General features: G+C 63.0%; 31 protein-coding genes and 1 pseudogene. 14 read left to right on the plus strand and 18 right to left on the minus strand.

The window, feature by feature from the left end; genetic code table 11:
• The 6 genes and pseudogenes from CAER_RS30050 to CAER_RS0107125 form a co-directional block, all read right to left on the minus strand.
• A pseudogene (locus CAER_RS30050) lies at positions 1-310 on the minus strand (hypothetical protein); the annotation flags it as partial.
• 115 nt (positions 311-425) lie between these two features.
• Positions 426-1,040 (minus strand): hypothetical protein, encoded by a 615-nt coding sequence (locus CAER_RS27775; protein ID WP_051357751.1) that lies wholly within the window; start codon positions 1,038-1,040, stop codon positions 426-428.
• Positions 1,041-1,290: 250 nt separating this feature from the next.
• Positions 1,291-1,911, minus strand: a complete 621-nt coding sequence (locus tag CAER_RS0107110) for a hypothetical protein (RefSeq protein WP_027234695.1) — start codon at positions 1,909-1,911, stop codon at positions 1,291-1,293.
• 59 nt (positions 1,912-1,970) lie between these two features.
• On the minus strand, positions 1,971-2,399 hold the full coding sequence (locus CAER_RS0107115) for a helix-turn-helix domain-containing protein (protein ID WP_027234696.1): 429 nt from the start codon (positions 2,397-2,399) through the stop codon (positions 1,971-1,973).
• Positions 2,392-3,063 (minus strand): hypothetical protein, encoded by a 672-nt coding sequence (locus tag CAER_RS27780; protein ID WP_051357752.1) that lies wholly within the window; start codon positions 3,061-3,063, stop codon positions 2,392-2,394. Before CAER_RS27780 ends, CAER_RS0107115 begins: the two co-directional genes overlap by 8 nt.
• Positions 3,063-3,500, minus strand: a complete 438-nt coding sequence (locus CAER_RS0107125; protein WP_027234697.1) for a hypothetical protein — start codon at positions 3,498-3,500, stop codon at positions 3,063-3,065. The genes CAER_RS27780 and CAER_RS0107125 overlap by 1 nt, the downstream gene beginning before the upstream one ends.
• Before the next feature lie 377 nt (positions 3,501-3,877).
• On the opposite strand from CAER_RS0107125, the gene CAER_RS29680 reads away from it, so the two are divergent.
• Entirely contained in the window at positions 3,878-4,153 is a 276-nt protein-coding gene (locus CAER_RS29680) for a hypothetical protein (protein WP_154667750.1), read from the plus strand.
• A gap of 319 nt (positions 4,154-4,472) precedes the next feature.
• Positions 4,473-4,733 carry a hypothetical protein gene (locus tag CAER_RS0107135; protein WP_027234699.1) on the plus strand — a complete coding sequence of 87 codons (261 nt, stop codon included), beginning with the start codon at positions 4,473-4,475 and terminating at the stop codon, positions 4,731-4,733.
• A 226-nt stretch (positions 4,734-4,959) separates the two neighbouring features.
• On the opposite strand, the gene CAER_RS29685 is transcribed toward CAER_RS0107135, so the two are convergent.
• Positions 4,960-5,145, minus strand: a complete 186-nt coding sequence (locus CAER_RS29685; RefSeq protein ID WP_154667751.1) for a hypothetical protein — start codon at positions 5,143-5,145, stop codon at positions 4,960-4,962.
• On the opposite strand from CAER_RS29685, the gene CAER_RS0107140 reads away from it, so the two are divergent.
• Positions 5,126-5,413, plus strand: coding sequence for an ABC transporter C-terminal domain-containing protein (locus CAER_RS0107140; RefSeq protein ID WP_027234700.1), 288 nt, complete (start codon positions 5,126-5,128; stop codon positions 5,411-5,413). The genes CAER_RS29685 and CAER_RS0107140 overlap by 20 nt on opposite strands.
• A gap of 35 nt (positions 5,414-5,448) precedes the next feature.
• Here CAER_RS0107140 and CAER_RS0107145 read toward each other — a convergent pair whose 3' ends face one another.
• The gene (locus tag CAER_RS0107145) at positions 5,449-5,772 is read right to left on the minus strand and encodes a hypothetical protein (RefSeq protein WP_027234701.1); all 324 of its coding nucleotides are present in this window, start codon (positions 5,770-5,772) and stop codon (positions 5,449-5,451) included.
• A complete protein-coding gene (locus CAER_RS27785) occupies positions 5,769-6,047 on the minus strand; it encodes a helix-turn-helix domain-containing protein (protein WP_036797146.1) in 279 nt (92 codons plus the stop codon). The genes CAER_RS0107145 and CAER_RS27785 overlap by 4 nt, the downstream gene beginning before the upstream one ends.
• A gap of 92 nt (positions 6,048-6,139) precedes the next feature.
• Here CAER_RS27785 and CAER_RS27790 point away from each other — a divergent pair, with 92 nt between their 5' ends.
• Positions 6,140-6,445: a helix-turn-helix domain-containing protein gene (locus tag CAER_RS27790; protein WP_036797147.1), complete on the plus strand. Its 306-nt coding sequence runs from the start codon at positions 6,140-6,142 to the stop codon at positions 6,443-6,445.
• Positions 6,446-6,729: 284 nt separating this feature from the next.
• Positions 6,730-6,999: a hypothetical protein gene (locus CAER_RS0107160; protein WP_027234702.1), complete on the plus strand. Its 270-nt coding sequence runs from the start codon at positions 6,730-6,732 to the stop codon at positions 6,997-6,999.
• A gap of 234 nt (positions 7,000-7,233) precedes the next feature.
• Here the strand turns inward: CAER_RS0107160 and CAER_RS0107165 are convergent, their stop codons facing one another.
• Complete coding sequence (locus CAER_RS0107165; RefSeq protein WP_027234703.1) at positions 7,234-7,635, minus strand: hypothetical protein; 402 nt, start codon at positions 7,633-7,635, stop codon at positions 7,234-7,236.
• 161 nt (positions 7,636-7,796) lie between these two features.
• Between CAER_RS0107165 and CAER_RS0107170 the strand changes: the two genes are divergently transcribed.
• The 7 genes from CAER_RS0107170 to CAER_RS0107200 all read left to right on the plus strand — a co-directional run bounded on the left by CAER_RS0107170 (position 7,797) and on the right by CAER_RS0107200 (position 11,701).
• The gene (locus CAER_RS0107170; RefSeq protein ID WP_027234704.1) at positions 7,797-8,168 is read left to right on the plus strand and encodes a hypothetical protein; all 372 of its coding nucleotides are present in this window, start codon (positions 7,797-7,799) and stop codon (positions 8,166-8,168) included.
• Positions 8,169-8,316: 148 nt separating this feature from the next.
• Positions 8,317-8,592 (plus strand): hypothetical protein, encoded by a 276-nt coding sequence (locus CAER_RS0107175; RefSeq protein WP_027234705.1) that lies wholly within the window; start codon positions 8,317-8,319, stop codon positions 8,590-8,592.
• 74 nt (positions 8,593-8,666) lie between these two features.
• Positions 8,667-9,029, plus strand: coding sequence for a hypothetical protein (locus CAER_RS0107180; RefSeq protein ID WP_154667752.1), 363 nt, complete (start codon positions 8,667-8,669; stop codon positions 9,027-9,029).
• A 43-nt stretch (positions 9,030-9,072) separates the two neighbouring features.
• Positions 9,073-10,068 carry a DUF2303 family protein gene (locus CAER_RS0107185; RefSeq protein ID WP_027234707.1) on the plus strand — a complete coding sequence of 332 codons (996 nt, stop codon included), beginning with the start codon at positions 9,073-9,075 and terminating at the stop codon, positions 10,066-10,068.
• 69 nt (positions 10,069-10,137) lie between these two features.
• Positions 10,138-10,479, plus strand: a complete 342-nt coding sequence (locus CAER_RS0107190) for an ASCH domain-containing protein (RefSeq protein ID WP_027234708.1) — start codon at positions 10,138-10,140, stop codon at positions 10,477-10,479.
• A gap of 15 nt (positions 10,480-10,494) precedes the next feature.
• Complete coding sequence (locus CAER_RS0107195; RefSeq protein WP_027234709.1) at positions 10,495-10,752, plus strand: pyocin activator PrtN family protein; 258 nt, start codon at positions 10,495-10,497, stop codon at positions 10,750-10,752.
• 259 nt (positions 10,753-11,011) lie between these two features.
• The gene (locus CAER_RS0107200) at positions 11,012-11,701 is read left to right on the plus strand and encodes a glutathione S-transferase N-terminal domain-containing protein (protein ID WP_027234710.1); all 690 of its coding nucleotides are present in this window, start codon (positions 11,012-11,014) and stop codon (positions 11,699-11,701) included.
• Between the two features lie 106 nt (positions 11,702-11,807).
• Here CAER_RS0107200 and CAER_RS0107205 read toward each other — a convergent pair whose 3' ends face one another.
• The 4 genes from CAER_RS0107205 to CAER_RS0107220 all read right to left on the minus strand — a co-directional run bounded on the left by CAER_RS0107205 (position 11,808) and on the right by CAER_RS0107220 (position 15,323).
• A complete protein-coding gene (locus CAER_RS0107205; protein ID WP_027234711.1) occupies positions 11,808-12,419 on the minus strand; it encodes an inner membrane-spanning protein YciB in 612 nt (203 codons plus the stop codon).
• A 32-nt stretch (positions 12,420-12,451) separates the two neighbouring features.
• Positions 12,452-13,354, minus strand: coding sequence for a DMT family transporter (locus tag CAER_RS0107210; RefSeq protein WP_027234712.1), 903 nt, complete (start codon positions 13,352-13,354; stop codon positions 12,452-12,454).
• 86 nt (positions 13,355-13,440) lie between these two features.
• Complete coding sequence (gene ftsY / locus CAER_RS0107215; protein ID WP_027234713.1) at positions 13,441-14,607, minus strand: signal recognition particle-docking protein FtsY; 1,167 nt, start codon at positions 14,605-14,607, stop codon at positions 13,441-13,443.
• A 77-nt stretch (positions 14,608-14,684) separates the two neighbouring features.
• Positions 14,685-15,323, minus strand: coding sequence for a lysoplasmalogenase (locus CAER_RS0107220; RefSeq protein ID WP_027234714.1), 639 nt, complete (start codon positions 15,321-15,323; stop codon positions 14,685-14,687).
• Positions 15,324-15,471: 148 nt separating this feature from the next.
• Between CAER_RS0107220 and CAER_RS0107225 the strand changes: the two genes are divergently transcribed.
• Positions 15,472-15,867: a hypothetical protein gene (locus CAER_RS0107225; RefSeq protein ID WP_027234715.1), complete on the plus strand. Its 396-nt coding sequence runs from the start codon at positions 15,472-15,474 to the stop codon at positions 15,865-15,867.
• 19 nt (positions 15,868-15,886) lie between these two features.
• Here CAER_RS0107225 and xseA read toward each other — a convergent pair whose 3' ends face one another.
• A complete protein-coding gene (gene xseA / locus CAER_RS0107230) occupies positions 15,887-17,374 on the minus strand; it encodes an exodeoxyribonuclease VII large subunit (RefSeq protein WP_027234716.1) in 1,488 nt (495 codons plus the stop codon).
• A 134-nt stretch (positions 17,375-17,508) separates the two neighbouring features.
• Here xseA and purD point away from each other — a divergent pair, with 134 nt between their 5' ends.
• Entirely contained in the window at positions 17,509-18,774 is a 1,266-nt protein-coding gene (gene purD, locus CAER_RS0107235) for a phosphoribosylamine--glycine ligase (RefSeq protein ID WP_027234717.1), read from the plus strand.
• A 238-nt stretch (positions 18,775-19,012) separates the two neighbouring features.
• On the opposite strand, the gene CAER_RS0107245 is transcribed toward purD, so the two are convergent.
• The 3 genes from CAER_RS0107245 to CAER_RS0107255 all read right to left on the minus strand — a co-directional run bounded on the left by CAER_RS0107245 (position 19,013) and on the right by CAER_RS0107255 (position 22,160).
• Positions 19,013-20,737, minus strand: coding sequence for a DUF1217 domain-containing protein (locus CAER_RS0107245; RefSeq protein WP_027234718.1), 1,725 nt, complete (start codon positions 20,735-20,737; stop codon positions 19,013-19,015).
• A gap of 257 nt (positions 20,738-20,994) precedes the next feature.
• The gene (locus CAER_RS0107250; protein WP_027234719.1) at positions 20,995-21,837 is read right to left on the minus strand and encodes an FG-GAP repeat domain-containing protein; all 843 of its coding nucleotides are present in this window, start codon (positions 21,835-21,837) and stop codon (positions 20,995-20,997) included.
• On the minus strand, positions 21,837-22,160 hold the full coding sequence (locus CAER_RS0107255) for a 2Fe-2S iron-sulfur cluster-binding protein (RefSeq protein ID WP_027234720.1): 324 nt from the start codon (positions 22,158-22,160) through the stop codon (positions 21,837-21,839). Before CAER_RS0107255 ends, CAER_RS0107250 begins: the two co-directional genes overlap by 1 nt.
• Positions 22,161-22,167 lie beyond the last annotated feature (7 nt).

Genomic DNA, 22,167 nt, shown 5'->3' on the forward strand with positions numbered 1-22,167 from the left:
CACGGGCCAGCTCAGCAATCATAACCGCCATCCGGCGCCCGCCATAGGTTTCCGGCAGGCAGGCAAGCGAAGCGGCCACCATATCAGCATCATGATGACGCGGCGAACTGCCGCCGCCCTGAATGCGGCCCTTTACACCTAAGCGGGCCTGTTCGATCAAGATCCACTCCATCCCGAAACCGGGACGCGCACCGGTTTCCCGCTCAATCTCGTCAAAGTCCAACCCGACCTTTTCGCGCTGAAATGCCCACTCGATCAGCTCCAGAGCGCTGACTTCCAGCTTGCCAGTGCGCGGCGCCCGAACAGTCACGACAGCTGTCCGCTGATTTTGGGCAAATGCCTCTTGACGCGCGATTGCCACGTTCATGCCCGCACCTCCGCCCGCTGCGCCCGCGCCTCTGCGGCCACCACTGCTACATGCTCGCTCACGCCTGCATCCCTTCCTTCAATCCAGCCCCTGCCCGGGCCGCTTTGCCTTCAATCACCCACGCTTCGCACTTCTTCAGCGTGCGCTCATACCAGCGGACGAATTCGCCCTGGTCGTGGATATCCGGGAACCCGCGCGACCGGCGTTCCATGATCTTCTGATATTCGCTGTTGAACTCGGCAGCCTGCCGCCGCACCCGGTCTTTCTCAGGCCCCTTTGCCGGTGGCCGCTTGTTGTCCCGCCAGAACAGGTATTCCGCCAGCAGCACACCGTCCCGCATTGCCTCCGCACCGGCACGGGACCGGAACCACCCCAGCAGCTCCGGCAGCTCATCAAGCGGGCGGTACTCCAGCGCCTCCGCCCAGCCCATCACGGTTGCACGGCAAGGCCAAAAGCATTTCGCCGAGCCTTCGCCCTTGGTCTGCAGGGACTGCTGCAGGGCAATCAGCCCCTTGTCGCTCATGTAGGCGATGGAGTCGGCCAGCCGGTCCAGCATCGCCCGTTGCCTGTCCTCCGGCGTGCCCTTCGGAAACCTGAAGCCCAATTCCTGCAGCGGCTGTATCACCAGCCTCCGCACCCGGGCGCGCTTGCTTTCGGTTTGGTCACTGCACATCTGCCTTCACCACTCCTTTTTTCTAAGCCTGTCCGACCTATCCACAGGCAGCCCGTTCCCGATGGCGCGACCCGTGAATATCTTTTCTTCTAATTTCGTTTCTTCTCTTTTCAGCGGTTACAGAAACGGCGCAAAAAAAGGGACAAACGGAACAGAACACGGGAAATTCCGTGTTTTTCCGGGAATGTTCTGTAATTTTCACGGAATATTCTGTGACTGTCACAGAATGCACAGATTGCGCTAAGCCCGATCACGGCGCGCACTCCATCTGGAATTCATCCAGGGCCGAACGTATGAATGGTTCGCGCCGCTGCGTTCGCGGATAACGCTCTTCCAGCCAATCGTTGAAGCGCTCAAGGAAGCCAGGCGCCCGCAGAAGCTGCCCTGCGCCGATCCGCCCCTCGATCATCTCGCGCAGATCCTTTAGCCGCTTGTTGTACTTACGCTCTTCCTGTTCAGCCTTGTTCTTCCGGCTCGACCCCAGCGCCTCGACAGCCACTTCCGTCACAACCGGATGCGCCCACCGGATATCCCCGTTGTCGCACCGCACCCGGTGCCAGTTGTGCAGCGGGGTAATCTTGCGTTCATTCAGCGCGTGCCACTTTTCCAGCGGCAACCGCAGCTCATAGGCCAATTGCTCATCATCGCAGGGCAGCGTGCCAATGGGCGTTTCATCCTGCGCAATGAAGAAGAGCAGCATTCCATACCAGCCAACATCAGGATCAGCCTTCCGGCGGAACTCGCTGGCCCGCCAGCGCTTGAGGTTCCATTGCAGGAAGTAGTGCGAGTCCAGCCGGTCACTTGCTGAAATCGGGTATTCCTCCAAATCCTCGGCATCGATCGGCTGCAGATGCCTTGCGTGTGCATTCATTGCCCTGCCCTTCCTCTTGTTTTGTTCCAACCCGCCCTGCAGCAGGTCGCCAGTTCCGGTCAGCCTCGGCCCGCGCGGACCGTCGAAAACGGTCGCCCGTGCGCATGCTCATGCCGGATGAAATCTGCGCTGCCTGCGCGCTCCGCCAGTTGCCGCCGCAGCTCGTCGTAATCGGCCTTGATATCCGGCCGCTTCTGGCAGCGCTCCCGCACCTGCTTGAGGCCGAAACAAACTGTCGTGTGACACTGCAGGTGCAGGGCCTCAGCAATTTGCGGTGTACTCAGCGACGTGCGGCTCCTGATCATCGCCATTGCCATCTGCCGCGGCCAGGACACCCGGCGTTCACGGCTGGGGCCGGTTATCTCCCTCTTGCCGAGCCGGTAATAGACGCGGACAACCTCGATAATTTCCGACACATGCAGCCGCCTCTTGGGCGACGGCACTTCTTGCCCCTGGGTCGTTTCGTCAAGCGCCTGAGGGTCAGCCATTGATCAGCACTCCCCGGTCAAACTCGGCAAGCCCAAGCCCGCCGTCTGGGTAATCCCCGTCCCGCTCCAACTGCCCGCGGCACGGTGGCACCCAATGCAGCTCCGTCACGCCAGAGCGGTGATCGGCCAGGAACACCACCCAGCAATAGGCCGTTGCAGTGCTGCCTTTCGGGGCCAGCCGCCCCTTGTGCATCACAACACGTTCGGCGAACTGCAGGACAAAGGCTGGCGGGCATTTGGCAAACAGATCCTCATACCGCCGCTGGCCTTCCAGAAAGGCACTGCGCACCAGAAACGCGCAGCCCTCGCGGCTTGTCCGCACAGCCCGCATGATGAATTGCTCAGCAAGCTTGAACGGCGGGTTTGAAATCGTCCAATCAACCGCCGCCGGGTCGTCGCCCCAAAGGTAGTCCCTGACCGGGAACCCCGCGCCGTAGTCGTGAACGTCCGCCGCATCGACTTGGTCAAAGATATCAGCCAGGACGCGCACCATGTGCCCCCGGTTGGCTGCAGGCTCACGCCCCACGCCGCCAGCAGTGAACCCCTGCGACACTAAAAACTGCCACAGCGCCCGCGTGGCCCACGGCGGCGTCGGGAAATCGTCAAGGCTGCTGTGCGGCTCGCTCCGCTGCTGCATGACGGCACTGGACTGGTTTTGCCTCATCAGGAGCCCTCCCCATCCAGCAAATAGACCGGCTTGTGATCAGCCAGCGCGCAGCACGTTGCCCGCCAAACACAGGCAGAGGAATGCCAGCCCGGCACTGGCGGAATAATCACCAGGTCCGCATAGCGCAGAACGCTTTCCGGCTTGGCCTCTTCCAGCCCGCATTCAAACGCCAGATAAGCCGGAGAAATCGGCAGCACGCCAGAAGCGGCAAGCTGCCCCATCCATTCCAGCGCGATATCGGCCGCCAGCACCGGCCCGCCATCATGGAGCGCATAGGGCGAGGCCAGACAGGCCAGCTTTCCCGCGGCATAAGCGCCCGCATCGGCCAGCATCAGCTTGTCCCGGAAGAGGCCAACAGGTCGCCAGAACCACCCGAGCCAGACCCAATCCGGGTGTTCCGGGAAATCCAGCGCCGTATCTGACAAATCACGCATGCACTACCCCCTCGCAAAAAGGGGCGCACAGCGAAACACTCGCTGCGCGCCCTAGTCCAACAGGGAGGGAAAAGGGGGCTGCTTGCAGGTACGCCTGCCCCCGTTCGGCGTGTCCCCGAGGTCTGCCCTCCTCGACACCTGCTGCATTTTCGCAGACAACCGGGAACTGTTCAAAGCCCCGGCTGCCTACCGCCGCCTTCGGAAAGTAACCGATGGACAGCGTCTTCACCCCATGACAACTTCTGACTGTTTCCACACAACCAGAAACCACAGAACGAAAGAATTCAGTCACGACAGAAGTAAAATTCGGCAACGGCTCCGTCAGCTTTGTCAGCGCGGTAGACGCCACGCCCGCCAGCTCCAAAACCGAAAGCAATGTGACCATCCACAACGCGGAACAGCCGGGAACTCCAGCGCACTTCGAAGTAAGCCACATGATCAGCGCCTCATCTGAGCAGAATGGACTGCTGACCCGGAACACCTTCCACTGGACAACGCTGCTTCCAGCCGATTCAAACGCTCTTCCATACATTCGAGTTGAAGACGAAGCTGCGCATCAGATTGCGGGTGCACTACGTGAACTTGCGGATGCGGTTGAAGCAGACGTTGAGCGCGCTGACGCAGAGCGCGCCCAACGCGCTGAAGAAGACTGAGGCTTCCAGGCATAAGTGTATCCTCTTGCTGACCGGGGCCTGCGGTCCGCAAGGCCCTATCAATCCCGGCTGTGAGAGCATCACGGCAGAAACCCTCATCGGGAATAGCGGCAGCCGGGGCGAGCCCACGCTCCCGGCCGCCCGCACGCTGCACCCCGTTGTCATCAGATGCAGGAGGGTTCCCGAAATGGCCGTTTTCTGGACGGGCAGCGGTCATTGCGCACCCCCTTCAAGAATTTCGCAGGCAACCGGGGCTTGTCCGCCGCCCCGATTGCCTGCACCTTCCGCGGTACTCCACAACGCAACGAAAGGGATTCTCATGAGCGCCGAGTTGGACGAACTTGACTTGATCGAAATGCTGACAGACCGGCTGGCCAATGCGAATGACAGGATCAAAGCCTTAGAGGACACCGTTTTTGTTGTTCTGAGGATCTTCGACACTATGGAGGGCGACAAGATTTCTGGCGCCCTCAAGATCCTTGCCGACAGCCGCCGGAAGGCAGGCAATCCCGAAATCGCCGCGGTGCACGAAGAGAACATTGACGCCTTGGCCAAGTCCAAAAGCATCATGCGGCACTGACGAGCGCAGCCACAGAAAGCCTCAATCAGGGCCTCAGAAACCGGTGCAGGGCATCCAAAAACCCAGGAATTTCCCACGCTTTCGGCTCCTGCCCGATGGCATTTAGAGCTTGTCGAATTTTCTCTCTTCGATCCACTGTTTTCACCTCCAATTTTGGTTGACAGAACGTCGCAAGGCACCAGGCAAGGCGCCGTATTCTTCCAGCGGCTTTCTGGACGGGCGCCGGTCATTCGCCGCCACCTGCGGCAGGAGCAAATTCGTACCGACGCGTGACTTCGTAACCGCTGTCCGCATCCACCCAACGGAATTCCACCGTTGCCAACCGGTCAGAAAAGGCAGCCAAAAGGTTGCGCTCAACCTCATTAACCTGACCATCAGGAGAACTCTTACCAATGATATCAGTTTCAGACATTCTGAAGATCCTCGACAAAGCACCGATTTGGACGACGCTGAAAGAAATGCCCCAGCGCATCGAGGCCCTGGAGGCCCGGGTCGCCGAACTGGAGGCAAAACCGGCAAAGGCGGAGCACCTCGAAACCTGCGAACTCTGCGGCAAGCCCGCCAAGGTGACGGACCTGAAAGATCACCCGCATTTCGGCACTTTCGGCGTGAAACTTCGCACGGTAACTTGCGAAGACGGGCACTCGATTGAGTACAAGTGGGACCCCAACAAGCAGTAAGGGCGACCAGCCGTATTCAGGACGGGCGGCACTCATCACGCCGCCCTCGCCAGCGCATCACCGAAAAACGCAGCCGCGCCCGGATCGGTCAGCATGACCAGCAGAGCGGTGTGGCTGGCGGGCGCGGTCACCGCGCCCCACCAGTTCAGCGCGGTCTGAAAGCTCACATCGCAGAACAGCGCAACCTCGCGCGGGCTGCGGAAGCGGGCGCGGAAGTAGGCAGACCAAAGATCAGGTGCAGCAGCCTTCAGCGCATAGGGGTCAAACTGATTTGACCAAGACTTTTGACCGGCCGCCGCGCCACGCTCACCGCATGGCACATCATTGTTCACAATCAGGGTCAGGCGGGGGCGGCTCATGCGGCTGCCTCCCCGCTTTCCGCTTGTTTCGGCGCCTCGAGGACTTCGCCAGCGCCAGCCCGAACTGCGGGCACCCTGTCAACAAGCAACTCAACCCAGCAATGAACCGGAACCGCACCGGCTGTGGCCTTGTCGATCCTTACCGCCAACTCCAGGCTAGGCTTCGCCGCACCACTCGACAACCGAGAGATGACACCCTGCGTCACGCCAACCGAATCAGCAAACTCGCTCTGCCGAATTCGGTTCTTCTTCAAATAAGTAGAAAGCTGCCTCATGGCGCGAATATTCCCGACCGGAATATTCTTGTCAAGAATGCATATTCCCCAGCGTGTTTTGCCACGATCTACGGCCTGTGGGATAGTGCGCCATGAGTGCAATCAAGAGACTTCGCAAGCTCAAAGGGTGGAACCAGAGCACGCTGGCTGAAGCTGCGGGCTTGGAGCAATCAACGATTTCGAAGATCGAACGCGGCTGGGACGGAGCAACCCTGCGCAGCCTGTCTCTAATCGCCCAAGCCCTTGATGTTCCTATGTACCAGCTATTCCTTGAGGATCATCAACTCGCAGAACTTAAGCTTCTGGAGGTTTTTCGAACCCTCCCGGCTGAGCGCCAACAGGGTTGGCTGGATATGGCGAAATCGGTACTAGACCACCCTCAAACAACTTCGCAATAAGATCATCGACCTGGCCGGGCGTCATTGCTGAAATCAGCTTTTGGAATTCTTTTTCCATCATAGATTTACCTTGCGTAATCCCCCACCCGCATAGCGGAAACCCGCGGATGTTCATCGCAGAACATCAGTCACTTAGTGGTTACCCACATGACCTCCACCAGAGGCCATAGGTCGACTCGCGACAACTCGCCACGCATCAGGAATAGTCTCGTCAGGAATTTTTATTCTTGACACACATATTCTTGACGGGAATAAGTTCACCCTATCAACCGATGGAGGATTGAATGCAAGACATGACCAACACCGCCCGGCAAATCGTCGGCTCACCGGAACACTACCTGGACGATACCGGCCTGTTCACCCAGGCATGGGCCGCCATGAAGGCCGCCCGCGGCCAGGGCTTTGACCCGGCGCGCCTGCGCGCGGCCCATCTGATCGACCGGCCGGAACCGGCGCCGGAGCCGACAGACCAGACCCTTGCGCGCGTCGGCGCCAAGGTACGCGCGCTCATCGCGGAGAAAAACATCCCGGTGCCGCGCCGCAATGCAGCCTGACGCACAGTCCGTTGCTGCCGCCCCCGTAACCGCATCTGAAACCGGAAACACCGGCCGCGCACGCCCAAGGGCACCACCCCACCCAAAATAGCCGAAAGCGGCGCGTGACGGAGGATTGACGCGCCGCTTTTCATTGAGGTTTCGCGCCCGTCTTGCGGCGCGGATCAGCGCGGGCAGCGCAATCCTCCAAACTGACCGCTGTCCGCGCACCACCAAAAAGGATGCATCATGCAATCAGGAACGGGACTTCTGATGAATCGTCGGTTGGTCAAGAGCCGCCAGACAGTCGCCAACACAGTAACAATCCTTACCGTGGCCGGAACAAAGCTTGGAAATGGCCTCGCCAATATCGGCTCGTTTGTCTTCCGGAACGCGCGCACGCGCGGCGGCAAGGTTTATGGCAGCCTCCTGCAAAGCAACGACAGCCTCACAGATCGCAGAGCTGTCGATACCCGATTGCTGCCGAACACCCTCGAAACGGGCGGCCATCCTGGCCGGACCACAATCGCTGCATCGCTCCAGCGTTTCCTTCGGCGCCATCCCGGTTATCAGATCCACTTTCTGTGCGGCTATTTCAAACGCGCGCTGAGCCCTGGCGTAGTTAATAACTTCAGTAAGTTCCGGATCTTTTTTCATCTAAACCCTACCCGCCGCAATCAATCAGCCGGCTTTTGCAAGTCTAACCTTCGCTCTTACATCCGCAAATACCCATCATCGCTATTACGACCGGACACCCGCAAAGCTCATTATACTTTAACGCGCACCGCTGCGAATAGTTCCTGCGACGGTGTGCCGCTATGAAGGCCGGTTCTCAGAGGCTTTACGCAGCCGCCCGCAGCATGCGCGCCTGCGACCGGTTCGGCCAGGCGATGCTGCTGCAGGAACTGGGGGGCACGATCACCCCGGGCAGCACGGACCCCGGCGACCGCTTCGACTTTGACGCTGTGCGCTGGCACGTGAACCTGCTGGGCATCTCCGCCTCAGGTGACGATATGCCCGGCGCGCTGGACGCCTGGATGCGCTCGGCGCAGGTGTTTCACAACATCGACGGCACCCGCCGCGCCACCGATGGCCGCCCGGATTGCCCCTATGGCGGCCAGGGCACGCCCGAAGACGCCATCCGCGCAGAACTTCTGCATCAAGCCACAAGAGTTGCCGAGGCCACTTGAAACCTGCGCCTTCGCAAACTGGCCGGGGGCACGTCCCGAACCGCCCCCGGCCCTTTTCCAGAAACCAAACCCCGCCAGATCCGCCGGGCGCGGCAAAGTCCACCACTCACGAAGCCGCGCCGCGCCCGCCCTGCAGAAAGGCAAGCCAATGCCCACGGAACAGAAAAAGCGCTTTGAGGATCTGCCGCCATCGACGCAGGCAGGCATCCTCTGCAATGACCCGCGGTTTCAGACCTTCGCAGCCCAACGCTGCGGCTACCCGGACAAGCAGCTCACCCAAGGCGGCGCGGCTGAATACGTCCGCCAGGTCTGCCAGGTCAGCAGCCGCTGCGCGCTGCTGCACGATCAAGCCGCCGCCGACCGCTTCCAGGCCCTGCGCACCGAATTCGACGCATGGACCGGCAAACTCGCAACCCCGCGTTAAGAAAGGAACCTCGCGTGATGACCCTTGCCAAGCCCCCCGCCATCCAAAACGCAGAACCCCATGACCCGTACAAAATGCGTAGCCTCGAACAGATCCTGCGCCTGTTCGATGGCGGCGACTTCCTGCAGCAGCTCATGAAGGATCACCGGCAGTTGCAGCATGACCTGCTGGACCACAAAGCAGAACACGGCACCAAGGGTTGCCAGGGCAGCATGACGATCACCGTCAGCTACGCACTGGGCAAATCCGGCGACGTGGATATGGGCGCAACGGCCTTGTTCAAAGGCCCGAAAAAGCCCGCCTCCAGCGCCGCAGCCTTCCTGAACGAACAGGGCGAGCTGACGCTTTACAGCCCCATGATGAAGCAGATGCACGAGCCCGTGCGCGACGTCACCGACTACGACCCCGAAACCGGCGAAATCCGCGATCCGGATTAAGCCGGCCCCTTCCGAAACCCGCAGAAGACAGAGGAAAGACCAGATGGCCTACGACGACCCCGAAGTGATGAAGAACCCAGCCGAAACCATGCTCCAGGTGATGGAGGATATCGGCTACCACAAAGCTGTTGATCTGAACGACAGCCTGGACCTGACCCGGCCCGAGCTGGTGACTGTTCCCAAGCACCGTGAGGTCAAAGACCTGACACCTCAGATCCGCAGCGCCGCCGAGTTCCTGAAACCCGCCCGCCGCAAGGGCACCGCCCGGCTTGAAGACCTCAACAGCCTGATCGGCTGGGCCAACCGCTTCAAGGGTGAAACGTCGGCGCTGTACGCCAAGCCGGATATGAGCGCGCCCACGCTGACCTGCATTGCGGATTACCACGCCCAAGGCCCGGCGGATCAGATCAGCGTGACCGGAGACCCCACCGCCCGGCACTGCCACCACAAGGCAGTCTACAGCTTCCCGCTGTCCGACGAGTGGCAGGCATGGATGGGCGTTTCCGGCGAGGCGCTGGAAAAGGACGATATGGGCGAGTTTATCGAGGCCAACGCCAAGGACGTCATGGACCCCACACCGGCCATTCTCACTGGCAAGGAAGATGAGAAGAAGCATCAGCCGTGGGAAAACCGTTTGATCCGCACCGCCAGCCAGATCGAGGGCAAATTCGGCCAGCTTCACACGCTGCTGCAAATGTCCAAGCAGTTCCAGGTGTTCGAAACCAGCGACCTTACCGTGTCGACCAACCGCGACACGGGCGAGGCTGAAATCAGCTTTGTGAACGAACACAAGGACGCTGCAGGCAAACCGCTGAACATTCCGAACCTGATCATCATCACGATTCCGGTGTTCCGCGGCGGCGCACCCTACCGCATGGCCGTGCGGTTCCGTTACCGCAAGACGGGCGGGAAAATCCGCTTCATCCTGTCGCTGTACAACCCCGAGAAATCCTTTGAAGCCGCCTTCAAGGAAGCCGTTGAACAGGCTGAAAAGGAAACGGAATTGCCGCTGTTCTACGGATCGCCGGAAGCCGCCTAAGCCCTATCGGGTTTCTCTTTCTGCCCCCTCATAGATCGAGGGGGCATCGACGGAAACCAGGAGGTTCAGATGCCCCGCAATATGTCATTCGCGCTGACGACGGATCAGATGCACGACCGCACCAAGACGGTCACCCGCCGCTTTGGATGGTGGTTTCTGAAGCCCGGCGACGTGGTGAATGCCTGTGTGAAGTGCATGGGCCTCAAGCCCGGCGAGAAGGTTCAGCGCATCTGCCAGATCCGCATTATCAGCACCCGCCGGGAACCCCTGAACGCCATCACGGCGGAAGACTGCGCCCGCGAAGGCCTCCCCGAATACGCGCCGTCCGATTTCGTCAACATGCTGTCCGCCCACCGCGGCTGCGCGCCGGAAGAGCCCGTGAACCGCATCGAATATGAGTTTCTGGACTGATCAGGAGTTGAAGAAATGAACACCTTTTGGCTCCTCACCGCCAAATACGAGGGCAACCCCCTAGTTCCCGTCGACGCATTGCGTGCTGACTATTTCAACGGCATGAGCAGGGACGTGTTCCTAAAGAAGGTCGAGAGTGGAGAGATCCCCTTGCCCCTCACGCGCTTAGGCGAGGGACAGAAAGCTCCGCGCTGCGTTCACATTTCGGATTTGGCCAAGTACTTTGACGACTGCGCCGAACAGGCCAGGAAGGAACTGAAGCGGAAAATTTGAAGGTGAGGCATTCCGCAAGTTATTCCTTAAAGTATGCCTCGCCCCAAAATTTGAGAGAAAATCACTATTTTACGGCGCCTTACAAACGCATAAATCCAATAACAAATCGCCACGATGTGATGGTTGCGATTTACGCATCTTGCGGGATTCGGTCAAGCCGCCGCGGAGCCGCCGGTCACACCGATGTGAGCGCCGCCGCCCCTTGCCTGCCCGCTGGCTGACGTGTTCCTGTGGCCGGGCACACTGACGGAGGCACGCGATGCAGGATCCCATCCGGCTGTTCTACTGGCCGACCCCCAATGGCTGGAAAATCTCCATCGCGCTGGAGGAGATGGGCCTGCCCTACGAGGTTACGCTGATCGACATCGGCAAGGGGGACCAGTTCGCGCCGGAGTTCTTGAAGATCTCCCCCAACAACCGCATGCCCGCCATTGTGGATCCGGACGGGCCCGGCGGCGCACCAGTCTCCCTGTTCGAAAGCGGCGCCATCCTGCAATACCTCGCCCGCAAGACCGGGCGGTTCTACGGCGCGGACGAACGCGCCCGGCTGATGGTGGATCAATGGCTGATGTGGCAGATGGGCGGCCTCGGCCCGATGGCGGGCCAAGCGCATCATTTCCTCAAATATGCAGCCCAAGACTTGCCCTACGCCAAGGACCGCTACCGCAACGAAGTCGCCCGCCTCTATGGCGTGCTGGACCGGCAGCTGGCGAAAACTGAGTATGTCGCGGGCGCTGATTTTACGATTGCCGACATGGCGGTCTGGCCCTGGGCCTCGCTCTGGGAAGGCCAGCAGCAAGTGCTGGACGACAAGCCGCATCTGGCCCGCTGGCTGGATCTGATGTGGTCCCGCCCCGGCGTCGCGGCGGGCCGGGCGCTGCATGCGGACCTGCGGGCCGACCGGTCTGACAGCAAGGCCCAGCAAGTAATTTTCGGCCAATCCCGCTAAACCGCGCACCCGCAGCGCACCGCAGGTGCGCTGCCCGGCCCAAGGCTTGGCGCCTCATCTGTGATGAGGGGCCAAGGCGCGGGAGCCCGCCCTTGCCTGCCGCCGGTTATTCCGCCGGGCCTGCCTCTTCCTCGTCGCCGTATTTCTGGAACAGCTGCCCCTGGAACATGAAGAAGGCAAACATCGCCACCGGCAGGCCGAATGTCTTGAAATAGACCCAGGTCTCGGTGCTCTGCGTGCGCCAGATCAGCTCATTCGCCATCGCGAGGCCAAAGAAGAAGGCGCACAGCCGCCGCGTGAGGATCATCCAGCCCTCCTGCTTCAGGGGCATCAGCTCCTCCATCACCACCTTGAGCCAGCTTTGGCCGCGCATCAGGCCGATGCCCAGCAGGCCGCCGAACAGCACATAGAGCATCGTCGGCTTCATCTTGATGAAACGGTCATCGTTGAACCACACCGACATGCCGCCGAACAGCACCACCAGGATCAGCGTCGCAAACTGCATCCGCGACAGATGGCCGGTCAGCTTCCACAAGGCGAGCGTTGACGCCACCATCAGCGGGATGAACGCCGCGGTGATGACGATGAAGCCCTTGTATTCGCTGCCGCCGATCAGAAACACCTCATCCTTCAGCTTCAGATAGCCGATGAAGAACAGGACGATGGGTCCAAGCTCCAGCACCATCTTCAAGGTCGGGTTGATCTTCTTTGCGGCCATGGGGCCTCCTGTCTGCTCTACTTGCGGCGGTCTCAGCCGCCCATTTCCACTATCACGGCGCCCAGGGCGATCAAAGCCATCAAGGCAATCCGCCGCGGCCCCACGGTTTCCTTCAGGACCAGCCAGCCGATCAGCGCCGCAAACACGGTCGAGGTCTCGCGCAGCACCGCCGCCTCCCCCACCTTGTCCAGCCTTGTGGCCAGCATGATCGCCCCAAAGGAGGCGAACGCCACCAGCCCGCCAAAGAAGCCCCGGACCATCAGCGGCCCCGGCGCGGGCGGTTCCGCCATGCTGCGCCAGCGGGCAAAGGCAATCACCGGAAACACCAGCCCGTCGATCATGAAAAACCACGCGAGGAAGGTGAACGGATCCGCCGTCGCCCGGATGCCATAGGCGTCATATGTGGTGTAGGCGGCCACAAACAAGCCGGTGATAAAGGCAAACAGCAGTGCGATCCCGAGGGTGTCGCGGTTGGCTTCCAGGAAGACAAAATTATAGGCCGCCAGACCAAAGATCCCGGCCAGCAGCACCGCCACCCCCAGCCATTGGACCGGGGTGAACACCTCGCCGAACAGAAAGAACGAACCGATCACCGTGAACAGCGGCCCGGTCCCGCGCACCACCGGGTAGACCACGGTATAGCTGCCCTTGGTATAGGCCAGCGCCTGAAACAGCTTGTAGAAAACGTGGATCACCCAGGCAACGGCGAAGATCACCCACATGTGCGGCTCCGGCCAGGGCACCACAAACAGCGCAAAGGGCGCCGCCATCACGCAATAGGAAAAGTCGATCGCCCCGCGCGACAGCCAGGGGTCATGCCGCCCCTTTTGCAGCGCGCCGAAGACTGCGTGCAGGAAGGCTGCCCAGATCGCCAGGAACAGCGCGGCCTGATGCCCGGCCTCGGTGCTTTCCAGGGAGATCAGCCAATCGCTCAAATCAAATGCCTTTGCGCCGGATGAGACCGCCGGGGGCTGCCTGCCCCCGGACCCCCGAGGATATTTTCAGCCAGATGAAGGACGGATCAGGTCTGTTCCAGACCAGTAAGGGCTGCCGCAAACTCTTCCGGATCAAACGGCGCCAGGTCGTCGATCTGCTCGCCCACCCCGATGGCGTGGATCGGCAGGCCGAATTTGTCCGCCAGTGCCACCAGCACGCCGCCCTTGGCGGTGCCGTCCAGCTTGGTCATCACCAGGCCGGACACATCCGCCAGCTTCTGGAAGGTGCCCACCTGGCTCAGCGCGTTCTGGCCGGTGGTCGCATCCAGGACCAGCAGGGTGTTATGCGGCGCTGTCTCATCCTTTTTGCGGATCACGCGAACAATTTTCGACAGTTCTTCCATCAGGTCGGCGCGGTTCTGCAGGCGGCCCGCGGTGTCGATCATCAGAAGGTCGGCGCCCTCTTCCTGCGCCTTGGTCATGGCGTCAAACGCCAAGGAGGCCGGGTCGGAGCCTTCGGGGGCGGTCAGCACCGGCACCCCGGCCCGGTCGCCCCAGACCTGCAGCTGTTCGACAGCTGCCGCGCGGAAGGTATCGCCCGCCGCAATCACCACCTTCTTGCCCGCGCCTTTGAACTGGCTCGCCAGCTTGCCGATGGTGGTGGTCTTGCCGGAGCCGTTCACCCCAACCACCAGCACCACCTGCGGGCGTTTCGCATAGATCGGCAGGGGTTTGGCCACCGGCTCCATGATGCGCGCGACTTCCTGCGCCAAGAGTTCCTTGATCTCGCGGCTGGAGACCTTCTTGCCCATCCGCCCCTCGGCCAGGTTGGCGGTCACCCGCAGCGCGGTGTCCACCCCCATGTCGGCAGCGATCAGCAGCTCTTCCAGCTGCTCCAGCATATCGTCATCCAGCGCCCGGCGCGGCTCGGCGGCGGCGGTGCGCCCCATCAGACGGCCCAGCAGGCCCGGGGATTTCTTTTCCGGCTCAGGTGCAGGCGCCGGCCTGGACGCCGCCGCCGGCTGCGGTGCAGGCTCGGGTTCGGGCGCAGGCTCCGGCTCGGCAGCTGGCTCCGGCTGCGGAACCGGCGCGGGCGCGGGCTGCTCCGGCGTCACCGCCGGGGCCGCTGCCAGGGCCTCCGCCACCTCATCCGCAGCGCTCTCCGCGCCCTCCTCGACAATCGCATCGAGCCCCTGCTCGAGCTTGGAGGAGGATTTGAACAGCCGCTCCTTGAGCTTTGAGAAAAACGCCATCTTGGTCTCCGCAAAAGGGTCTGCCCCTCACCTAATGCGGATTTGGGCGGAGTGCAAAGCGCAAGGCGCCGCGTTCCTCAGGAAAATACCGCCAGAAAGCCCGCTTGCGCCCCCCAATAGAGCGGCCAGACCGCAAACGGCGTGATCCGGCGCAGCACGTGGTCCTCCGGCAGCACAAAAGTCTCCGCCGCCAGCACCATGTCCGACAGCATGAACGCTGCGGCCGCGGCAAAGGCCCAGGTGCCAAGCGGCAGCGTCAGCGCAGCCGCCCCCATGCCAAGGATGATCGGGATATAGGCCAGCACCGCCCCTTTAAGTGCGCCTGCCCGCGGCGCCAGAATGCGCGCCATCACCAGCCCCAGCACCAGCAGCAGCCCCGCAATGGCAAACCCCGGCATCTCCAGCAGCCGCGCCGGGCCGCTCGCGTCCCGCGTCAGGAACAGCACCGCATAGGCCAGATGCCCGGCGGCAAAGGCGCCGACGCCCGCCATGAACGCTCCCTCGCCGTCGCGCGACAGGAACAGATCGCCCAAGGCGCACAGGCCCAGCGCAACGGCCAGCAGCCAGGGGGCCCCTGCCAGCAGCGCCGCAACCGCCAGAAGGGCCACAGACGCCGTCTTCACCAGGCTGCGCAGCAGCCCGGGCGGCTGCGCGGCCGTAAACAGATAGATCAGCGCGCAGGCCGCCGCCGCCCGCAGTGCCAGTTCCGCCGTCATGCCCTGCCTCCCCTTTGATTTTCCGCCACTTTGTCCCCGCAGGGCGCGTATCGTCAAAGGTGACCACGCGGGAACCGGGGCAGAAGCCGCCCGGCCGCCCGCCACGCAAGGCTTGGCGCCGGCGCCGGTCCTGAGGCACAATGGCGTCATGCGCAGACTGATGATTCTCCTGCTGGCAGCCCTGCCCGCCCCGCTGGCGGCAGGCGAGCCGCTCGGCGCCGCGGAATTCGACCGCTACACCCAGGGCCGCACGCTGTTTTATGGCTTCGGCGGCTCCCTCTACGGGGTTGAGCGCTATCTGCCGGGCCGCCGCGTGATCTGGTCCTTCCTGGACGGCAGATGCCAGGACGGAACCTGGTACGAGGAGGCGGGCCGGATCTGTTTCGTCTATGAAAACCGCGACGACCCGCAGTGCTGGACCTTCGAGCTGTCACCCAGAGGTCTGACCGCCCGGTTCGAGGATGACCCGGCCTCGACTGAGCTGTACGAGGCCGAGGACATCGGCGAGGAGATGCTGTGCTACGGCCCCGACGTGGGCACCTGAGACCGCCGGAAATGCCCCGCTAGAACAATGAGCCCTGGCTGCCGCCCGGTTCCGCCGCGGATTTTTTCGGCGCTTGGGCGGTGCCGCCCTCCAGATCCAGCGTGCCATCGGCAAACTCGATCTGCAGGGCGCCTGCCTTGGCGGCGGCGGCTCTGGTGGTCAGGATCTCCTCGCCTGAGCGCACCACTGCATAACCGCGCTCCAGCGTCGCCTTATAGCTGAGAATTTCCAGCTGCCGGCCCGCAGCGGCAAGCGCCTGCCGCTGGCGGTCTATGCGTAAAGACTGCGCCGCATCCAGCCGCTGGCCCAATTGCGCAAGCCGGTCCCGCTGCTGTTTCACTTCCCGCTGGATCGGCCGCAAGCTGAGGCGCGAGGACAGGTTCTGCAGCCTGTTGCGCCGCCCCTCAACCAGCTGGCGCAGGGTGGCCGGGCGCAAGGACGCCGCGGTTTCGCTCAGATGCACCCGGCGGCGCTGCACACCGGAAATCAAGGCCCCCGGCAGCCGGTCGGCAATCCGGTCCAGCCGCTGGCGCGGGGTTTCCAGCAGCGTATCCGGCTTGGGCAGCGCGCGGGCCAGATCGTTCAGCCGCTGGCGGCGCTGCTGCACCGCCTGCCCCGCAGCCCTAGTCAGCCGCGCGCCCTGGTTTTCGCTCCAGGCCATCAGCTCCAGCCGCACCGGCACAGCCAGCTCTGCCGCTGCGGTCGGGGTCGGTGCGCGGCGGTCGGAGACGAAGTCGATCAGCGTGGTATCGGTCTCATGCCCCACAGCGGAAATCAGCGGGATTTGCGAAGCCGCCGCCGCACGGGCCACTATCTCCTCGTTGAAGCCCCACAGATCCTCGATCGAGCCGCCGCCGCGGGCCACAATGATCAGATCGGGCCGCGGCAGCGCGCCGCCCGGCGTCAGCCGGTTGAACCCTTCGATGGCGCGGGCCACTTCGGGGGCGCAGTTCTGCCCCTGGACCGCCACCGGCCAGACCAGCACCTTGCGCGGGAAGCGGTCGCGCAGCCTGTGCAGAATATCCCGGATCACCGCGCCGGAGGGCGATGTCACCACCCCGATGATCTGCGGCAGATAGGGCAGCGCCTTCTTGCGCTCGGGCGCAAACAGCCCTTCCGCTTCCAGCTGCTTCTTGCGCTTCTCCAGCAGCGCCATCAGCGCACCCTGGCCGGCAACCGCCACCTCATCGACGTTCATATTGTACTTGGACTGCGCGCCAAAGGCCGTCAGGCGGCCGGTCACCACCACCTCCAGCCCTTCCTCGGGCACCACCGACAGGCCGGAAATCTGCCCCTTCCAGGTGGTGCAGGCCAGCACAGAGCGGTCATCCTTGATGTCATAATACAGGTGGCCGGAGCGCGCCTTGAACACCCGGCCCACTTCGCCCCTCACCCGGATGCGGCCAAAAGTGCCCTCCAGCGTGCGCTTCACCTCGCCGGAAATCTCGGAGACGGTGAATTCAGGAGCATTCTGCCCCGGCTGAGGATCGTCAAACAGGTCGGACATCGGGCGGCTGCTCTCCTGCGGCACAGGTGGTTCTTGTTTTGAGTTCGCGCGCAGCATAGAACGCGCCGCAAGCAAGGCAAGCCCCGGACAGCGCCGGGATGCCTCTCGGCTCAGGCAGATCGGAGAACATGCAGATGAACATCCTTATCCTCGGCAGCGGCGGGCGCGAACACAGCCTGGCCTGGGCGGTGATGCAGAACCCCAAGTGCGACAAGCTGATCGTGGCGCCGGGCAACGCAGGCATCGCGCAGATCGCCGATTGCGCGTCGTTTGACATTGAGAACGGCGGCGCAGTGGCCGCCTTTGCCGAGGAAAACGCCATCGACTTCGTGATTGTCGGCCCCGAGGCCCCGCTGGCCGCAGGCGTTGGCGACCGGCTGCGCGAGGCCGGCATCCTGGTCTTCGGCCCGTCTGAGGCGGCGGCGCGGCTGGAAGCCTCCAAAAGCTTCACCAAGGAAATCTGCGACGCGGCAAACGCCCCCACCGCGGGCTACGGACATTTCACCGATGCGGACGCCGCCAAGGCCCATGTGCGTGCCAATGGCGTGCCCACCGTGGTCAAGGCCGACGGTCTGGCCGCTGGCAAGGGCGTGATCATCGCGATGACTGAGGACGAGGCCATGGCGGCCATCGACGATATGTTCGGCGGTGTCTTCGGCGGGGCCGGCGCCGAGGTGGTGATCGAGGAGTTCATGGAAGGCGAAGAGGCCTCCCTGTTTGTGCTGGTCGATGGCGAGGACGTGCTGGCGATCGGCTCCGCCCAGGACCACAAGCGCGTCGGCGAAGGCGACACCGGCCTCAACACCGGCGGCATGGGCGCCTACTCCCCCGCGCCGGTCTTGTCGGCAGAGGTCGAGGCGCGCGCGATGGAAGAGATCGTGAAGCCCACCATGAAGGTGATGGCAGAGCGCGGCATGCCTTATCAGGGGGTGCTTTATGCCGGCCTGATGATCCAGGACGGCAAGCCCCGGCTGGTGGAATACAACGTCCGTTTCGGCGATCCGGAATGCCAGGTGCTGATGATGCGGCTTGGCGCCCAGGCGCTGGACCTGATGCACGCCGCGGCAGAGGGCCGCCTGGGCGAGGCGCAGGTGAACTGGGCCGACGACCACGCGATCACCGTGGTCATGGCGGCAGAGGGCTATCCGGGGTCTTACGAAAAGTTCTCTGAGATAAAGGGCCTGGACGCCCTGCCCGAGGACAGCAGCAACATGGTGTTCCACGCGGGCACCCAGGAACAGGACGGCAAGATGCTGGCCGTCGGCGGCCGGGTGCTGAACGTGACCGCCCGCGGCGGCTCCCTGCAGGAGGCCCGCGACCGGGCCTATGCCATGGTGGACGGGATCGACTGGCCGCAGGGCTTCTTCCGCCGCGACATCGGCTGGCGGGCGCTGAAGTAAGTCGGCTGGCCCGCAGGCGCTCCCGCCTGCTTTCGGTCACTCACAGATTGCCCTTCGCAGTTGGGCGCGGCCGGGCGCTGCCGCGCCCGGCGGCGGCATCCGGCCGCACACTTTCCACCTGAAAATGCCCCTTGGCGCAGCAGTCCGGCAGACAGGGCGCAGCCGCCCCGGCGCTGGCGCTTCGGCTGCGCTCCCGCCGGGCAAGCGCGCTTGATAACCTGCAGCCGGAGCCGCAGCCTTAAAAGCTGTTCAAATCACTCAGCAGCAGGAACCGCTTGCGGAACTGATCCAGCATCTCCGGCTCCAGGAAATCTGCCGGGTGGGTCGTGCCGAAGGCGGAAAAGGCCCGGTCCTTCATTTCGGAGAGCTGCCGTTCGATGTCCAGTTGCCCGATGCCGGACGGCAGGCCCAGCGCGGTCTCGAAAACGCTGCGCAGCGGCGGCGACCCGATGATGTTATACCAATGGGCATTTTCGCTGCCGCCCGCATCCGCGACATCCTGCAATTCGCGCTCCAGCGCCAGCGCCAGCCGCATGTTCGGATCCGAGTTGCCGATTTCGATTTCAAACTGGCGGGTGGTGTAAAGCTCGGCCAGTTCCTCGGCAAACCCTTCAGGATACTCCCGGCTGGTCTGCCCCTCGTTGAAGGAGAAAGCCTGCACCATGGATTTCAAACCGGTATCATAGTGCAAGTTGGCATAGGAGGTGCTGGAGGAGAGGTCAGAGTCAAACGCCTTGAGCACGGTATCGAAATCGGTGCTCCGCTTGCTTTGGCCGAACAGGTCCAGCGTCGCCTCGAACAGGTTCAGATCGAATACCAACTCCCGCGGGTTGGTAAAGGTGCCCAGCTTGTCGGTGATCTCATCCGCGAACACCTGCATCTTGCTGACAGGTTCAGGCCATTCGTTCTGGAAGGCCTCTGCAAAATCGTAAAAGGCCAGATTTTCCGGCTGGTTGACAAAAGAATTCGGGTCGGACAAATCTGATTCCAGCACCTGCCTCAGATAGGTTTCGCCCCGGTCGCTGAGGTTGAAAGTCTCCAGCGCATCCGCCAGCAGCGGCGGGTTCGACAGCAGCTCCTCCGGGTCGGTCATGGCGTTGATGTCCGGCCAGCCAAAGCCAAAGGCCTCTGACACCGCCAGATAGCGCTTGTCCTCCAGCTGGTTGACGAAGGAATCGGGATCGGTGGTGTCCGAATTCAGCACCCGCCGCAGGAAATCCGGGTAAGTTCTTTCCAGACCGAACGTGTCAATGACGGCCTGCAGCAGGTTTTCATCCTCCAGCAGATCATCCGCGCTGGCGAGGCCTTCGGTGTGCTGGTTGAATTCGGCAACCAGCGCCTCGATGCTGTTTTCATACTCCGGCACCTGGCCGAAATTGAACTGCCCCGCAAAGTCCGCATAGCGCGGATCAGACAGTTTGTTGGCAAAGGAGTCGGGGTCTTCCAGGTCGGATTCCAGGACTTTCTGCAGAAAGAACTGATTGTTCTCCATCCCCTCCAGACCGGCGTTGCCAAGCGCCTTGCGCAGCAGGGTGCCGTTGGACAGCAGATCATCCGGCGTGGTGATGCCCGCAAATTCGCTCCCCGCCCTGGCACTGGGCAGCTTGGGGCCGTCCGCGCTGCCAAAGCCAAAGGTTTCCGCCAGCGCCTGATACCGGCTGTCGTTCAGCCGGTTCACGATCGACTTGGGGTCGCTCATATCCGATTCGAGCACCTGCTTGATGAAGGCCCTGTTGTTGATGTCCTCATCCAGGCCAAAGGCGCCCAGGGTCACGGTCAGCAGGTTGTAGTCGTCCAGCAGCTGGTCGGCTGACTGAATGCTGGTGATCCGCTGCGTGAAATCCTGCACCGTCCGGTCAAGGACGGGCGATTTCTCAAAAACCTCCTGCTGCTGGTCCCGGGTCCGCTGCAGGAAGCTCCATCCTGCGATGCCGGTGCCGAACACATATGGCGTAAAGCTCACGCTGCTGTCTCCCCTAAAACCGCTCCGGGCCGGGCGGGCCGCCCGGATCTGCCCATCCGGCACAAGATTAGCCCAAGGTGGTGAATAAACCGGAAACGGATCTGGAGACTTTCGGACCGCGGGTTAACCGCGGGCAGACGGGCATCCCGCACCGGCGGCAGCAGGCCGCGAGCGCTCCCGCCCGCTCCATCCCATCCCCGCGGGGATGGGCGCCGCAGTTGGGCCGGGCGCCGCGCACAGCGCGGCGCGGACAGCGCTCAGCGGCAGGCCAGCGCCTGCCGCAGGCCCGTGTCCGGCCGGTACGCGCCGATGTCCCGGGTGGCGATGCGGCCCTCCTGCAGCCGCGACGCCATAATCCGGCGCCAGCCGCCGCTGACCGTCACCAGCTCGGGCCCCTGGCCGCAATCGCGGATGCCGGAGGTAATGAAATCCTGGCCGATGCGGTGGTTGGTCAGGCCGGGCGCACTGGCAGCCTCGCTGAGCTTGCCGTCCTCAAACCGCCAGATCCGCAGGATCCTGGCCAGGTGCGGACGGTCGATATAGGCGATTTCCACATGCCCGTCGCCATCCAGATCCGCCGCTCCGACGGGGGCCAGCCAGCGGTGGCTTCGGCCGATGTAGGGCGTCTGTGCAATCAGCTCCAGGCGGCCGCCCCGCAATCCGTAGACGGCAATCTGCGCCCCCTTGCTGCGATGGCTGCGCACGGTGATAACTTCCGGAAGACTGTCGCCGTCAAGATCGGCCAGGCGCGGCGCCAGGTCCTCGAACACATGGGCCTGGTCCAAAGTCACGCTGACACCGCACCGGTCCGGCAGCGCCGGGGACCAGTAGCGCAGCGTCTCCGGCTCCAGCGCATCGCCCAGAACCCCATGCCCGTAGCGGCCTGTCAGGTCCTCATAGGCGGCTTCCGCTTCGCCCAGCCGGACCAGCGAACCCTCCACGGTGCCCGGGCTAGAAGACGGATCGGGTCCACAGCCGCCACCTGCCTGCGCCGCAGAGCCCGCCAAGGCCAGCCCCAGGCACAGCGCTGCCCAGGCGCGGCGGGCGGAACCGGGCCGGGCGCGCATCCGCAGACGCCGCGCTGCCGGCCCGGCACGCATCAGATCTGCTTTTCGGGCATATGCACCACCAGGCCGTCCAGATCGTCGGTCACCTTGATCTGGCAGGTCAGGCGCGAACGGGCCGGATCGGGCTCAAAGGCGAAATCCAGCATATCCTCTTCCATGTCGTCCTTGGCGGGCAGCTTCTCGACCCAGTCCGGCGCGATGTACACATGGCAGGTCGAACACGCGCAGGCGCCGCCGCAATCGGCCTCAATGCCCGGAATGTTGTTGTCGCGCGCGCCTTCCATCACGGTCAGCCCGGTGGCGACATCCACAACATGGCTGGTGCCGTTGTGCTCGATGTAAGTGATCTTTGCCATTGTCAGC

The organism is Leisingera caerulea DSM 24564 (assembly GCF_000473325.1).
Taxonomy (GTDB): Bacteria; Pseudomonadota; Alphaproteobacteria; order Rhodobacterales; family Rhodobacteraceae; genus Leisingera; species Leisingera caerulea.

Bases quoted from the DNA above. Each gene is read 5' to 3' on its own strand.
- CAER_RS0107125 (WP_027234697.1), bottom strand. From the start codon at position 3,500: ATGCGTGATTTGTCAGATACGGCGCTGGATTTCCCGGAACACCCGGAT.
- CAER_RS0107220 (WP_027234714.1), bottom strand. From the start codon at position 15,323: ATGACGGCGGAACTGGCACTGCGGGCGGCGGCGGCCTGCGCGCTGATC.
- ftsY (WP_027234713.1), bottom strand. From the start codon at position 14,607: ATGGCGTTTTTCTCAAAGCTCAAGGAGCGGCTGTTCAAATCCTCCTCC.
- CAER_RS27790 (WP_036797147.1), top strand. From the start codon at position 6,140: ATGAGTGCAATCAAGAGACTTCGCAAGCTCAAAGGGTGGAACCAGAGC.
- CAER_RS0107200 (WP_027234710.1), top strand. From the start codon at position 11,012: ATGCAGGATCCCATCCGGCTGTTCTACTGGCCGACCCCCAATGGCTGG.
- CAER_RS0107160 (WP_027234702.1), top strand. From the start codon at position 6,730: ATGCAAGACATGACCAACACCGCCCGGCAAATCGTCGGCTCACCGGAA.
- purD (WP_027234717.1), top strand. From the start codon at position 17,509: ATGAACATCCTTATCCTCGGCAGCGGCGGGCGCGAACACAGCCTGGCC.
- CAER_RS27775 (WP_051357751.1), bottom strand. From the start codon at position 1,040: ATGTGCAGTGACCAAACCGAAAGCAAGCGCGCCCGGGTGCGGAGGCTG.
- CAER_RS0107250 (WP_027234719.1), bottom strand. From the start codon at position 21,837: ATGCGTGCCGGGCCGGCAGCGCGGCGTCTGCGGATGCGCGCCCGGCCC.
- CAER_RS0107170 (WP_027234704.1), top strand. From the start codon at position 7,797: ATGAAGGCCGGTTCTCAGAGGCTTTACGCAGCCGCCCGCAGCATGCGC.
- CAER_RS0107205 (WP_027234711.1), bottom strand. From the start codon at position 12,419: ATGGCCGCAAAGAAGATCAACCCGACCTTGAAGATGGTGCTGGAGCTT.
- CAER_RS27780 (WP_051357752.1), bottom strand. From the start codon at position 3,063: ATGAGGCAAAACCAGTCCAGTGCCGTCATGCAGCAGCGGAGCGAGCCG.
- CAER_RS27785 (WP_036797146.1), bottom strand. From the start codon at position 6,047: ATGAGGCAGCTTTCTACTTATTTGAAGAAGAACCGAATTCGGCAGAGC.
- CAER_RS0107135 (WP_027234699.1), top strand. From the start codon at position 4,473: ATGAGCGCCGAGTTGGACGAACTTGACTTGATCGAAATGCTGACAGAC.
- CAER_RS0107195 (WP_027234709.1), top strand. From the start codon at position 10,495: ATGAACACCTTTTGGCTCCTCACCGCCAAATACGAGGGCAACCCCCTA.
- CAER_RS0107185 (WP_027234707.1), top strand. From the start codon at position 9,073: ATGGCCTACGACGACCCCGAAGTGATGAAGAACCCAGCCGAAACCATG.
- CAER_RS29685 (WP_154667751.1), bottom strand. From the start codon at position 5,145: ATGTCTGAAACTGATATCATTGGTAAGAGTTCTCCTGATGGTCAGGTT.
- CAER_RS0107110 (WP_027234695.1), bottom strand. From the start codon at position 1,911: ATGAATGCACACGCAAGGCATCTGCAGCCGATCGATGCCGAGGATTTG.
- CAER_RS0107190 (WP_027234708.1), top strand. From the start codon at position 10,138: ATGCCCCGCAATATGTCATTCGCGCTGACGACGGATCAGATGCACGAC.
- CAER_RS0107225 (WP_027234715.1), top strand. From the start codon at position 15,472: ATGCGCAGACTGATGATTCTCCTGCTGGCAGCCCTGCCCGCCCCGCTG.
- CAER_RS0107180 (WP_154667752.1), top strand. From the start codon at position 8,667: ATGCGTAGCCTCGAACAGATCCTGCGCCTGTTCGATGGCGGCGACTTC.
- xseA (WP_027234716.1), bottom strand. From the start codon at position 17,374: ATGTCCGACCTGTTTGACGATCCTCAGCCGGGGCAGAATGCTCCTGAA.
- CAER_RS0107140 (WP_027234700.1), top strand. From the start codon at position 5,126: ATGATATCAGTTTCAGACATTCTGAAGATCCTCGACAAAGCACCGATT.
- CAER_RS0107175 (WP_027234705.1), top strand. From the start codon at position 8,317: ATGCCCACGGAACAGAAAAAGCGCTTTGAGGATCTGCCGCCATCGACG.
- CAER_RS0107145 (WP_027234701.1), bottom strand. From the start codon at position 5,772: ATGAGCCGCCCCCGCCTGACCCTGATTGTGAACAATGATGTGCCATGC.
- CAER_RS0107165 (WP_027234703.1), bottom strand. From the start codon at position 7,635: ATGAAAAAAGATCCGGAACTTACTGAAGTTATTAACTACGCCAGGGCT.
- CAER_RS0107115 (WP_027234696.1), bottom strand. From the start codon at position 2,399: ATGGCTGACCCTCAGGCGCTTGACGAAACGACCCAGGGGCAAGAAGTG.
- CAER_RS0107255 (WP_027234720.1), bottom strand. From the start codon at position 22,160: ATGGCAAAGATCACTTACATCGAGCACAACGGCACCAGCCATGTTGTG.